The sequence below is a fragment of the Streptomyces sp. NPDC001822 genome (genome assembly GCF_042892135.1).
Lineage (GTDB): Bacteria > Actinomycetota > Actinomycetes > Streptomycetales > Streptomycetaceae > Streptomyces.
In genome coordinates this window covers 88,700-100,855 of the sequence record NZ_JBIATW010000001.1, presented here as the reverse complement: position 1 = coordinate 100,855, position 12,156 = coordinate 88,700, and the positions used below count along the sequence as shown (strand labels likewise).

Annotated in this window: 11 protein-coding genes; all 11 read right to left on the bottom strand. The window is 71.6% G+C overall.

Annotated elements, in window-relative coordinates; genetic code table 11:
- Positions 1-126: 126 nt before the first annotated feature.
- Positions 127-1,230: a polyprenyl synthetase family protein gene (locus ACFYY2_RS00480; protein WP_388735098.1), complete on the bottom strand. Its 1,104-nt coding sequence runs from the start codon at positions 1,228-1,230 to the stop codon at positions 127-129.
- The gene (gene hpnE, locus ACFYY2_RS00475) at positions 1,227-2,693 is read right to left on the bottom strand and encodes a hydroxysqualene dehydroxylase HpnE (protein ID WP_388736741.1); all 1,467 of its coding nucleotides are present in this window, start codon (positions 2,691-2,693) and stop codon (positions 1,227-1,229) included. The genes ACFYY2_RS00480 and hpnE overlap by 4 nt, the downstream gene beginning before the upstream one ends.
- A 22-nt stretch (positions 2,694-2,715) precedes the next feature.
- Positions 2,716-3,636: a presqualene diphosphate synthase HpnD gene (gene hpnD, locus ACFYY2_RS00470; RefSeq protein WP_388736739.1), complete on the bottom strand. Its 921-nt coding sequence runs from the start codon at positions 3,634-3,636 to the stop codon at positions 2,716-2,718.
- Between the two features lie 29 nt (positions 3,637-3,665).
- A complete protein-coding gene (hpnC, locus tag ACFYY2_RS00465) occupies positions 3,666-4,586 on the bottom strand; it encodes a squalene synthase HpnC (protein ID WP_388735096.1) in 921 nt (306 codons plus the stop codon).
- Between the two features lie 422 nt (positions 4,587-5,008).
- Positions 5,009-5,794: an ABC transporter ATP-binding protein gene (locus ACFYY2_RS00460; RefSeq protein ID WP_388735094.1), complete on the bottom strand. Its 786-nt coding sequence runs from the start codon at positions 5,792-5,794 to the stop codon at positions 5,009-5,011.
- Positions 5,787-6,716, bottom strand: a complete 930-nt coding sequence (locus tag ACFYY2_RS00455; RefSeq protein WP_388735092.1) for an ABC transporter permease — start codon at positions 6,714-6,716, stop codon at positions 5,787-5,789. Before ACFYY2_RS00455 ends, ACFYY2_RS00460 begins: the two co-directional genes overlap by 8 nt.
- A 102-nt stretch (positions 6,717-6,818) precedes the next feature.
- The gene (locus ACFYY2_RS00450; RefSeq protein WP_388735090.1) at positions 6,819-7,691 is read right to left on the bottom strand and encodes a glycosyltransferase family 2 protein; all 873 of its coding nucleotides are present in this window, start codon (positions 7,689-7,691) and stop codon (positions 6,819-6,821) included.
- Positions 7,692-7,699: 8 nt separating this feature from the next.
- Positions 7,700-8,479, bottom strand: coding sequence for a CDP-alcohol phosphatidyltransferase family protein (locus ACFYY2_RS00445; RefSeq protein ID WP_388735088.1), 780 nt, complete (start codon positions 8,477-8,479; stop codon positions 7,700-7,702).
- Positions 8,457-9,518 (bottom strand): iron-containing alcohol dehydrogenase family protein, encoded by a 1,062-nt coding sequence (locus ACFYY2_RS00440; protein ID WP_388735086.1) that lies wholly within the window; start codon positions 9,516-9,518, stop codon positions 8,457-8,459. The genes ACFYY2_RS00445 and ACFYY2_RS00440 overlap by 23 nt, the downstream gene beginning before the upstream one ends.
- Positions 9,506-10,243, bottom strand: a complete 738-nt coding sequence (locus ACFYY2_RS00435; RefSeq protein ID WP_388735084.1) for a sugar phosphate nucleotidyltransferase — start codon at positions 10,241-10,243, stop codon at positions 9,506-9,508. Before ACFYY2_RS00435 ends, ACFYY2_RS00440 begins: the two co-directional genes overlap by 13 nt.
- Positions 10,240-12,009 (bottom strand): DUF5941 domain-containing protein, encoded by a 1,770-nt coding sequence (locus ACFYY2_RS00430; protein WP_388735082.1) that lies wholly within the window; start codon positions 12,007-12,009, stop codon positions 10,240-10,242. Before ACFYY2_RS00430 ends, ACFYY2_RS00435 begins: the two co-directional genes overlap by 4 nt.
- Positions 12,010-12,156 lie beyond the last annotated feature (147 nt).

Sequence of the window (12,156 nt, the reverse complement as noted above, 5' to 3'; positions counted from 1 at the left end):
ACCCCGCGGGGGCGCCCCTTTGTCCCCGGGGGGGGGGGGGTGGGGGGGGGGTGGGGGGGGGGGGGGGGGGGGGGGGGGGGGGGGGGGGCCCCCCGCCGGCGACTGCGAGTCATATCTGGATGGTGATCATCTCTTTCGTACGACAACGAAGTCGGCGAGCGCGGTGAGCTGTGCCCGCACTCGTTCCGGCATGTCGACACCGTGCAGCGCCTCGATGGCCACCGCGTGCTGACGGCGTGCTTCCTCGGCGGTCCACTCGCGGCCGCCCGCCTCCTCGATGAGCGCCGCGCGCGCGGCGAACTCCTCTTCGGAGAAGCTGTCGAAATCGGTGCTCTTGGCGTCGGCGGCGAGGAGTTCGCCCAGCCGTTCCGAGGCCGGTCCGCCCGCGGCCAGCGCGGCCACGACGGGCAGGGACTTCTTGCGCTGGCGCAGGTCGCTCCACGTCTGCTTGCCCGTGGACTCCGGGTCGCCCCAGATCCCGAGCAGGTCGTCGACCGCCTGGAAGGCGAGGCCGAGGTGGTAGCCGTACGCCTCCAGGGTGTCGGCGGTACGGTCGTCGGCACCGCCGAGCACGGCGCCGATGGAGACGGCGCAGGCGAGCAGGGCGCCCGTCTTGTTGCCCTCCATCTCCAGGCACTCCTCGACGGTGACCCGCTCGCGGTGCTCGTAGGAGATGTCCTGGGCCTGACCGTCGATCAGCTTGCGGCTCGCGGTGGTCAGCCTGCGGGTGGCGCGGCCGGCCTCGACGGTGCCGAGCTCCAGCAGGACCTCGTTGGCCAGCGCGAAGAGCGCGTCGCCGACGAGGATGGCCTGGGCGGGACCGTGCACCTTCCACACGGTGTCGCGGTGGCGGCGCTGCTCGTCGCCGTCCATCAGGTCGTCGTGCAGCAGCGAGAAGTTGTGCACGAGTTCGACGGCCACGGCGCCGGGGATGCCGGCTTCCGCGGGGGCGCCCGCGGCCTCCGCGGACAGCAGCGCCAGCGCGGGGCGCACCGCCTTGCCGCCGTCGCCGTCGGCGGGCCGGCCCTGGGCGTCGATCCACCCGAAGTGATAGGCCGCGACGGTGTCCATGGGCGGCGCCAGCCGGTCCACGGCAGCTCGCAGCACCGGCGCTGACAGGGCCCTTCCGCGCTCCAGAAGCGCGGTGACGTCCGTGGTGTCCGCCACGGTGTCGTAAGCCGGATTCGCCGGGGTCACAGACTCTCCTCTTGTTCCGGTGGTACTGCTCATGCCGCCTCCTGCAGCGGATGTTCGTGGGGCCGGCCAAGGGCCTGGAGCGCCGCGTCCGCGGCACTGAAACCGCTGCGGACGGCACCCTCCATCGTGGCGGGCCAGCCGGTCGCGGTCCATGCTCCCGCCAACTGCAGCCCGGCGACACGGGTTTTCGTGCCGTGCCGCAGGCGGCCCACCCCGGGCGCGGGCGCGAAGGTCGCCGTGCGCTCCCGGGTGACGAAGAAGTCGCGGATGCCCGCCCCGCGCGCGGCCGGCAGGAGCCGCTCCAGTTCGGGTACGTAGCGCCTGCGCAGCTCGGCGACGGGCAGGTCGATCTCGTCGCCCGCCGCCGACTGCGACACCGCGATGTACTGACCGCCGCCCTGGAGGCCGGAGGATTCGGTGCGGTCGAAGACCCACTGCACGGGTGAGCCGAGCGCGGCGAAGAACGGCCTCCGCAGCACCTTGCGGTCGTAGACGACGTGCACGTTGAGGATCGGGGCGTCCTGGAGGTCGAGCAGCCTTCCGGGCTCGTCCAGCGCGCCGTCGGGCAGCAGGCGGTGGGTCTCGCCCTGGGGCACGGCGAGCACGACGGTGTCCGCCTCGAAGCGTTCGCCGTCCGTCCCGACGGCCCAGCGGCCGTCCTCGGTGCGGGTGAGCGATCCGGCCCTGGTGCGCACGTGGATGCGCACACCCGCCGATTCGAGTGCCTTGCGGGCGAGGGTGTCGTGGAGGTCACCGAGCGGCACCGCGGCCCAGCCGATGTCTGCGGCGCCCGGGTCGGAGAGCAGTCCGGTCTTGAAGACCATCGCGGCCAGGGCCATGGAGGCGTTCGGGGCGGTGGCGTTGAGCGTGGCGACGCCGACCAGGTCCCAGAGCGCTTCGATGGCACGCTCGGACTGGCCGTGGCGGCGGAGCCAGGTGGCGAAGTCGATGCCGTCGAGCACGGGATCGGCGGGGTCGAGCCGGCCCAGCGCGAGCGCCGCCCGGGCGACGCCCGCCTTCTCGGCGACCGAGAGGTGCGGGTAGGCGGCGAGTCCGCCGGCCAGGTGCAGCGGCACGGGGAGCCCGGTGCGGCGCAGCCGCCCGAGCCGCGGCCGGCCGGGCCGGCCCACGTCGAGGACGGGCACGTCGAGGCGGTCCTGGAGCGGGGCGAGGTGGGCACCCTCGATGCGGTCCAGGAACCAGCGGTATCCCGTGCAGCAGCGCAGGTACACGTGCTGGCCGTTGTCGACGGAGAGATCGCCGCGGCGGAAGGAGAAGGCGAGCCCGCCGAGCCGGGGGCGACCTTCCAGCAGGGTCACGTCCACACCCGAGTCGGCGAGACGCAGGGCGGCGGTCACCCCCGCGAGGCCTCCGCCGACGACGACGGCGCGGGAGGAGCGTGCGCTGCGGTCGTTCATGGCTGCCCCCTTCGGCGTGTCGTCGCAGTCAGGGACGCCGGGGAACCCTCTCGGGTTGCGCGCGCGGCCCCCGCGGATCGCGCGGGACGTGGACGTGTCATCAGGCGCGCCCCCTGGCCGTACGGCGCGAGATGTAGCGCGCGTCGAGACCCGACAGGCCGCGCACGGCGACGTAGGCCTTCTCGTGGCCGGGGAGCGAGACCCTTCCGCGCAGGACGGCCTCCGGGTCGCGCTCGATCCGGTCGAGGAGGCGGCGGTAGATGCCCGCCATCGCCGCCACGCAGGCACCGCTGCGCCGGTCCAGCATCGGCAGGAGCCGGTAGCCCTCCGCGAAGAGCGCCTGGGCGCGCCGGACCTCGAAGTGGACCAGTCCGGCGAAGTCGGATCCGGGGGGCGGGGTGGCCCGTTGGAATCCGGCGGAGCAGCCGAACTTGGCGAGGTCGTCGGCGGGCAGGTACGTGCGCCCGTTCCCCGCGTCCTCGCGCACGTCGCGCAGGATGTTCGTGAGCTGGAGCGCGAGGCCGAGGGTGTCGGCGTACTCCGCCGCCCGCTCGGCGCCGGGCGCGCCCTCCTCGGTGCCGAAGACCCCGAGGCTGAGGCGGCCGATGGCGCCCGCGACACACCGGCAGTACGTCTTCAGGTCGTCCCAGGTCTCGTAGGTCGCACCGCGTACGTCCATCAGCACGCCGTCGATGAGCTCGTCGAGGCCGTCGAGCGGCAGCGGGAAGCGCCGTGCGGCGTCGGCGAGCGCGACCGCGACCGGGTCGGTGTCGTCCTCGTCGACCTCCTTGCCCCGGATCCGGTCGAGCAGTTCCCGGGTGCCTTCCAGCCGGACGCGCTTGGTCTCCGGATCCAGCTCGCCGTCGCCGATGTCGTCGACCCGTCGGGAGAATGCGTAGAGCGCCGACATGGCCTGCCGCTTCTCGTACGGCAGCAGCCGGATGCCGTACGCGAAGTTACGGGCCTGCTGTCCGGTGACGGCCTCGCAGTAGCTGTATGCGGCCTGTACCGGCGCCGACATGTACGTCGTCTGTCCCTCCACGGTCCGGCTCACCCCTTTCTGTGCGCTCTTCGCAGGACGGCTCCCACCTCGCGCAGCAATCTCGGCGCGGTGGGCTTGGGTGGTCCGGGCAGTACGTCGAAACCGGCGGCCGAGACGGCACCGAGCGCGGCGCGTCCCCCGCCGACGAATCCGGCGAGCAGCAGCCGGAGCCTGCCGTGGACGCTGCCCACGAGGGGGATGCCCTCGTCGAGCAGGTGGCCGGCGCGCTCGGCCTCGAAGGCGATCAGGGAGCGCACCGCCGCGCCCGCGGAGGGCGCGGCCAGCTCGGACTCACCGACGTGGAAGTGGGCCATGTCCTCGGCGGGCAGATAGACGCGGTCGCGGCCGAGGTCCTCGGCGACGTCCTGGATGTGCTCGGCGATCTGCAGCGCGGTGCAGACGGCGTCGGAGCGGCGGATCCGTTCGGGGCTCGCGGTGCCGGTGATCTGCAGGACGAGCCGTCCGACCGGGTTGGCGGAGAGCTCGCAGTAGGCGAGGAGCTCGCCGTAGGTCCCGTAGCGGCGGACCTTCTGGTCCTGCCGGTTGGCTTCGACCAGGCCGAGGAAGGGTTCGGGGGTGAGCGCGCAGCGCCGCACCGTGGGGCGCAGGGCGCGCATCAGCGGGTGACGGGGGCCGTCGCCGACGCTCGCGAAGACGCGGTTCAGGTCGGCTTCGAGGGCGTCCAGCATGGCCGGCCGGTCCGCCTGCTGTGCGGAGTCCAGACCGAGCAGGCGCGCGTCGGCTCCGCCGGGCGGCAGATCGCCGTCGCCGATGTCGTCGACGAGGCGGGCGAATCCGTAGACGGCCATGAGGTCGTCCCGCCAGGCGCGGGGCAGGAAGAAGGGGGCCACGGGGAAGTTCTCGTCCGCGGCCTTGGCGAGCGTTCCGGTCGTGGCGGCGTCGGCGCGCGCCTCCTGGGTACCGGTCACTGCGTACCACCCGACGCGGGGACGGCGAAACCCCGTCGGAGCTGGAGATTTTCCATCGTTGCCGTCATATCTCCCGTTCTACACTGCTGACCCAAAACATCCCTTTTCGGACACGCCGTTAGTCCTCCCGAGTGCGACATGCGCGCTACGGGTGATGTGCCGGGGGGCGTATCGCCCCACATTGCCGCGAATCAGCACCGGTACAGCTTACGTTGTACAGCTCACAGGGACGCGCCGGGGTGCAGCGCGCCCTGGTACAACAACTGGCCCGCCGCCAACGTTCCCCGGAAGCACGGTGATTGACGTCATCCGCCCGGAGGAGATCACCCCCCGTGACCCGCCCCGCACCCGTCCGTGTCCGCGGGCGCACAGCGCGTGGCCCCCGCCGGAACGCTCCGGCGGGGGCCACGCGGACACGACGGCTACTTGCCGGTCTCCCGCTCGTAGGCCTTGAGGACCTCTTCGGTCGGGCCGTCCATCAGGAGCTCGCCCCTCTCCAGCCACAGCACCCGGTCGCAGGTGTCCCGGATCGTCTTGTTGTTGTGGCTGACCAGGAAGACCGTGCCGGCCTCCTTGCGCAGCTCGCGGATGCGCTCCTCGGAGCGCACCCGGAACTTGCGGTCACCGGTGGCCAGCGCCTCGTCGATCATGAGGACGTCGTGGTTCTTGGCGGCCGCGATCGAGAAGCGCAGCCGCGCCGCCATGCCGGAGGAGTACGTCCGCATCGGCAGCGTGATGAAGTCGCCCTTCTCGTTGATCCCGGAGAAGTCGACGATGTCCTGGTACCGGCTGCGGATCTCCTCGCGGCTCATCCCCATCGCGAGACCGCCGAGGACGACGTTGCGCTCACCGGTGAGATCGCTCATCAGCGCCGCGTTCACACCGAGCAGCGACGGCTGGCCGTCCGTGTAGACCTTGCCCTGCTCGGTCGGGAGCAGGCCGGCGATGGCGCGCAGCAGCGTGGACTTGCCCGAGCCGTTGGTGCCGATGAGCCCGATGGCCTGGCCGCGGTAGGCGGTGAAGGTCACACCGCGCACCGCGTGGACCTTGCGCACACCGCGTGGCTCCCCCTTGCCTCGGCGCATCATGCGGCTCAGCGCGGCGGTGGCGCTCCCCTTGCCGCTGCTCGTGCCGTTGACGCGGTAGACGATGTGCACGTCGTCCGCGATCACGGTCGGGATGTGCCCCTGGGGCGATTCCTCAGCCACGGCCGTACCGTTCCTCTGCCTTCCAGAAGTACACGAAGCCCGCGCCGCCCACCAGGAGCGACCAGACGAGTCCGACCATCCAGACGTGCTGCGGCAGGTTCTCCGAGCCGTAGCCGTCGATCATCGCGAAGCGCACCAGGTCCATGTAGATGGCCGCCGGGTTGTACTGGAGCACGTCGGCGATCCAGGCCGGCTTGTCCGCGAGCTGTACGGGGATGGAGAACATGACGCCCGAGGCGTACATCCAGGTACGCATGACGAACGGCATCAGCTGGGCGAGGTCGGGAGTCTTGCTGCCCATCCGGGCCATGATCAGCGCCAGGCCGGTGTTGAAGAAGAACTGCAGGGCGAGAGCGGGCACGACCAGCAGCCAGGAGAGACTTGGATAGCTGCCGAACGCCACGGCCACGGCGACCAGCACGATCATCGAGTACAGCAACTGCTGCAGCTGCTGGAGCGAGAACGAGATGGGCAGCGAGGCCCGGGGGAAGTGCAGCGCCCGGACGAGGCCGAGGTTGCCCGCGATGGAACGCACCCCCGCCATGACCGAACTCTGGGTGAAGGTGAAGACGAAGACACCCGTCACCAGGAACGGGATGAAGACCTCCTGGGGCATTCCCTTCGACGTGCCGAGAATGAGCCCGAAGATCAGGAAGTAGACCAGCGCGTTCAGCAGCGGTGTCGCCACCTGCCACAGCTGGCCGAGCTTGGCCTGGCTGTACTGCGCCGTCAGCTTGGCCCGCGAGAACGCCAGGATGAAATGCCGGCGGCCCCAGAGCTGCCGCAGGTACGCGAACAGCCCGGGCCGGGCGCCGCTCACCGTCAGGCCGTACTTTTCGGCCAACTGGGACGGACTGAGTCCCGCGTCGGCGGACGGTGGGCTGCTCAACGCAATCCCGCCGTCATGGGTCGTGTCACTCACAGTTAAGAACTCTCGTCTTCACAATGCGCAGCCAGGCGCGGCCGAGGCGGACAGGGTCCCCGTACGAATGAATACGGCTCATGTTCTCAGAGGAAGAGCCTCTCAGATCACCGGTGGCCGGCCCAGTCTCGTCAGCCGCCACACCGTACGCCACTTCATGGGCCGCCGGGGTCCGCAGGGCTTCGTCCACCCTTCCCGGAAACCGCCGAACCATGCGCGCAGGGCGGGCAGTGAGGGCTTGCGCACAAGGGTGAGAAGCAGCCAGACGCCCGTGTACACCGGAACGAGCGGCGCCGGCAGGTTGCGGCGGGCCAGCCATACCCGGTTCCGGGCCACCATGCGGTGGTAGACCGCGTGCCTCGACGGCGCGGTGGTGGGGTGGTTGAGGACCATGTCCGCGCGGTAGTCGATCATCCAGCCGGCGTCCTGGGCCCGCCAGGCGAGGTCGGTCTCCTCGTGGGCGTAGAAGAAGTCGCCGGGCAGGGGGCCGGCCTCGGCGATCACCTGGCTCCGTACGGCGTTGGCGCCGCCGAGGAACGTCGTCACGCGGGACGAGCGCATCGGGTCGGAGGCCCGCAGCCTCGGCACGTGCCGCCGCTGGGTGACGCCGGTGTCCGGGTCCGCGATGCGGAACGTGATGATGCCGAGCTTCGGGTCCGCCTCGAACGCCTGCCGGCAGAGCTCGGCGGTGTCGGTGTTCGGCAGCAGCCCGTCGTCGTCGAGGAAGAGCAGCGCGTCCACGTCGGCCCCGGACGGCCCGAAGGCCTCGATGCCGACGTTGCGTCCGCCGGGGATGCCCAGGTTCTCGGGCAGTTCGACGGTGCGCACGCCCGGAGGCACGTCCGGGACCGGGGCGCCGTTCCCGACGACGACCACCTCGATCCGGTCGCCGTCCTGCCCGGCGACCGAATCGAGAAGGGCACGCAGTTCCTCGGGGCGGTTGCCCATGGTGATGATGACCGCGCCGAGTTTCATGGAAGAGCTCACTTCAGCCTGCTGGACGCCAGGATCGACACCAGGTGCAGGACCGTCTGGAGCAGGGCGATGCCCGCCAGGACCGCGACCGCGAGACGGCTGAAGAAGAGGTCGTCCCTGACCGTGTCGAGGACGGCCGCGACCAGGATGACGAACGACGCCTCGATGCCGAGGATCAGCCGGTGGAACTTGAGCGCTCCGGCGGCCCGCCTGGCGAACGCCATGCCGGAGGAGCGGGGCTCGGACGCGGCCTCCTTGACGGGCGGCAGCCCGCCCTGGTGACGGGCGACGCCGACGAGGTCGGTCTCGGCCTTGATCAGGATGGCGCCGAGCGCGGCGAGCGTGCCCAGGAAGGCCCACAGCCAGTCGATGCGCCCCGTGCCCCACAGGTCGGCGGCACGCAGGCCGAAGCCGACCAGGACCGCCGCGTCGCACAGGTACGCGGCCACCCGGTCCAGGTAGACCCCTGCCAGGGAGTACTGCTTCTTCCAGCGGGCCACCTCGCCGTCCACGCAGTCGAACAGCAGGTAGAGCTGGACCGCGACCACGCCGAGCAGGGCGCCGGGGATGCCGGGGAGCAGCAGGGCGGGCGCCGCGAGCACACCGGCGACGGTCATCACGTAGGTCAGCTGGTTCGGCGTGACCTTGGTGCCCACCAGCCGGCGGGTGATGCGCAGCGAGATCTCGCGCATGTAGAGCCGACCAGCCCAGTGCTCGCCACTGCGCCGGTCCTTCACGCCCGGAGGGTGAACGACAGGGCGGAGTTCAGCTATGGATGGCTTTTGCATAGTCGGCGTACGCGTCCCTGATCTGGTCGGTGGACAGGTTGAGGTGTTCCAGGATCGTGAAGCGGCCCGGACGCGTCTGCGGCGCGTACTCGACGGCCCGCACGAACTCGTCGGCGGTGAAACCGATCTCCTCGGACAGCACGGGCAGCCCGTGGCGCTGCAGGACGGACGCCATGTGCCGCGACTCCTCGCGGGCACCGCGCAGGTGCATCGCGAAGCAGGCGCCGAGGCCGACCTGCTCGCCGTGGCTGGCGGCCCGCTTCGGGTACAGCAGGTCGAAGGCGTGGTTGATCTCGTGGCAGCCGCCCGACGCGGGCCGGGAGTCCCCGGCGACCGACATCGAGATGCCCGTCAGGACGAGCCCCTCCGCCAGCACCTTGAGGAAGGCGTCGTCGCCGACCCCGCCGGGGTGGCGGAGCACGGCTTCGCCGGCCTGCCGGGCCATGGCCGCCGCCAGGCCGTCGATCTCCTCGCCCTGGACCTCGTGGGCGAGCTCCCAGTCGGCGACGCAGGAGATGTTGGAGACCGCGTCCCCGATGCCGGAGCGCACGAAGCGTTCGGGCGCCTCACGGATCACGTCGAGGTCGATGACGACGGCGATCGGGGTCGGGACGCCGTAGGAGCCCCGGCCGTTGTCGTTGTCCAGCGTGGCGACCGGGGAGCAGAGGCCGTCGTGGGAGAGGTTCGTCGCGACGGCGACCATGGGCATGCCCACACGCGCCGCGGCGTACTTCGCCACGTCGATGATCTTTCCGCCGCCGAGACCCACCAGCGCGTCGTAGCGGTTGCCCTTGATGCCGTCGGCGAGCCGCACGGCGGAGTCGATCGTGCCGTCGGTGACGGGGTACCAGTCGGCCCCCGGCAGGACCGGGGCGAGCCTCTCGCGCAGGGCGCGCCCGGAGCCCTCGCTGATGGCGATGGCGAGCTTGCCCAAGGCGGAGATCCGCTGGTCGGCGAGGAGACCGGCCAGGTCGTCCATGGCGCCGCGCCGGATGTCGACGACGACGGGGGACGGGATGAGGCGGGTCAGTACCGGCACGCGATCTCCCTGCCCCTGGCCAGGTCGTCGTGGTTGTCGATCTCGACCCACGTCACCTCGCCGATGGGGGCGACGTCGACCGTGAAGCCGCGGTTCACGAGCTCCTGGTAGCCGTCCTCGTAGTAGAGGTCGGGGTCGCGCTCGAAGGTGGCCTTCAGCGCGTCGGCGAGCTCCTCGGCAGCCTCGGGCTCGATGAGCGTCACGCCGATGTACTCGCCGGTCGCGGTGGCCGGGTCCATCAGCTTGGTGATGCGGCGCACGCCCTTCTCGCCGTCGGTGATGACCTTCATCTCCTCGTCGGCGAGGGTCTTCACCGTGTCGAGCGCGAGGATGATCTTCTGGCCCTTGCCGCGGGCCTCCAGGAGGGTCTTCTCGACGGAGACGGGGTGCACGGTGTCGCCGTTGGCAAGGATGACGCCCTGCTTCAGGACCTCACGGGCGCACCACAGGGAGTAGGCGTTGTTCCACTCCTCGGCCTTGTCGTTGTCGATGAGCGTCAGCTTCACGCCGTACGTCGCCTCGAACTCGGCCTTGCGGGCGTAGACGGCCTCCTTGCGGTAGCCGACCACGATCGCGACCTCGGTCAGGCCGACCTCGGCGAAGTTGGCCAGCGTGAGGTCGAGGACCGTCTTCTCGCCGTCCACGGGCACCAGGGCCTTCGGCAGCGTGTCCGTGTACGGACGCAGACGGCGTCCGGCGCCGGCAGCCAGTACGAGGCCGATCATGCGAGTTCTCCTTCGTCGTGTACGGCGGGGGCCGAGGAGGACACCCAGAAGCGGATGGACTCGACGAGCACCACCAGGGCCACGGCGGCCGCGAGCGCGGTCAGAGCCGTGGTGAAACCTGAACCGCTGGTCAGTACGGCGGCGAGCACGGCCACCACCAGGGTCCGGCCCTCGTGCCCGCCGACGGCGCGCACCAGCCACCGGGGCGGTGCGCCGGTGCCGCCGCGGATGCGGTACACCGTGTCGTAGTGATGGTAGGCGACCGCCGAAACCAGGCCGAATGCCGCGGGAACGGCGTGCGGTACGTCGCTGCGGGCGGCCAGCACGAGGACGGTGCAGTACTCGGCGGCCCGGAATACCGGGGGTACGAGCCAGTCGAGGGCGCCCTTGAGCGGCCGGGAGACCGCGAGGCCGGAGAGGATCGCGTAGACCACCGCGGCACCCACGGTCAGCAGCCCGCCGTAGGGAGCGAACAGGGCTGCGGCGACCATGGCCAGGGCTCCGGCGAACGCCAGCAGCGGGGCCGTGAAGCCGCCGCGCGGGCGTCGGAGCACAGCGGCGACGCCCTGCGCGAGCGGCCCGGAGTCCGCGAGGTCGGCCAGCGCTCCGGCGGCGCGGTCGGTGCGCTGCGCCTTGCGGGTCAGCGAACGCAGGAGACGGCCGGCCGTGGTGTAGCAGGCGGCCAGCGAACAGCCGATCAGCAGGGCGTAGAACACGATGCGGGGCGTGGTCACGGCGGTCAGCACGGCGATCATGGCCCATCGTTCACCGATGGGCAGCACTATCATCCGGCGCAGCCAGACCGTCCAGCCGACGCTGTCCAGCCTGTCGGAGAGCGCGGCGGTCGGGCTGGTGTTGGACACGGCGTCGTGGTTGGCCTCGTTGAACGAGAAGTCGACGACGTGGCGGCATGCCTGGAGCACCATCGCGCCGAGCGCCAGCACCCACACGTCGTCGCCGCCGCGGGCCGCGCCCAGGGCGAGGCCCGCGTAGTACGCGTACTCCTTGGCCCGGTCGAAGGTGGCGTCGAGCCAGGCTCCCATCGTCGAGTACTGCAGGGAGTACCGGGCGAGCTGCCCGTCCGTGCAGTCCAGGACGAAGGAGAGGAGCAGGAGCACCCCGGCGGCGACGTAACCGCCACGGGTGCCGGTCGCCGCGCTGCCGGCCGCGATCAGTGCGGTGATCAGGGAGGCGGTGGTGACCTGGTTCGGCGTGAGGCCGCGGCGGGCGCACCAGCGGGCGATGTAGCGCGAGTAGGGGCTGATGAAGAAGGTGGTGAAGAAGCCGTCGTGGGCCTTCACCGCGCTGCGCAGCCGCACCGCCTCGTCGTCGACGGCCGCCACCGCGGCCTGCGCGGCGCTGCGGTCCTCGGGGCAGGTGGGCACCGTGGCGGTGAGCGAGCCCAGCTCGGGGCGCTTCACCTCGGTGCCTTCGGCGGCCAGCTCGGCCGCCAGGCGGCCGGGGACCGTGCGGTCCCCGGCGAGGGGCGCGGCACCGTCGGTGGCGGCGTCGTCGGGCAGGGCGGGGCTGCCCACCCCGACGGGCGTCACGGACCGCTGCAGGGCCCGCAGTGCCGCGGCGCGTGCCTCGGGCCGTGCGGTGAGCGCTCCGGGGATCGTGGCGACGGGGAAGCGGGGGTCGGTGAGTCCGAGCCTGAGGGCGTGGACGTGGCCGACGAAACGCGGGTCCACAAGCGCGACGCGCCTGTTGGCGGGGACTGCGGCGAGCAGCGCGGCGGCCTCGGAGGCGTCGGCGGCGGCAGTCACCTCGAAGCCGAGTGACCTCAGATCGTCCTCGAGCGACGACCCGGGTACCGGCGCACCGGTGAGGATGGCGGTCGACAGACGAACTCACTCCTTGGCACTGGGGACGGCGCGCGGCAGTGCGGCCCCGAGGTGGGCCGGCGGCACGTC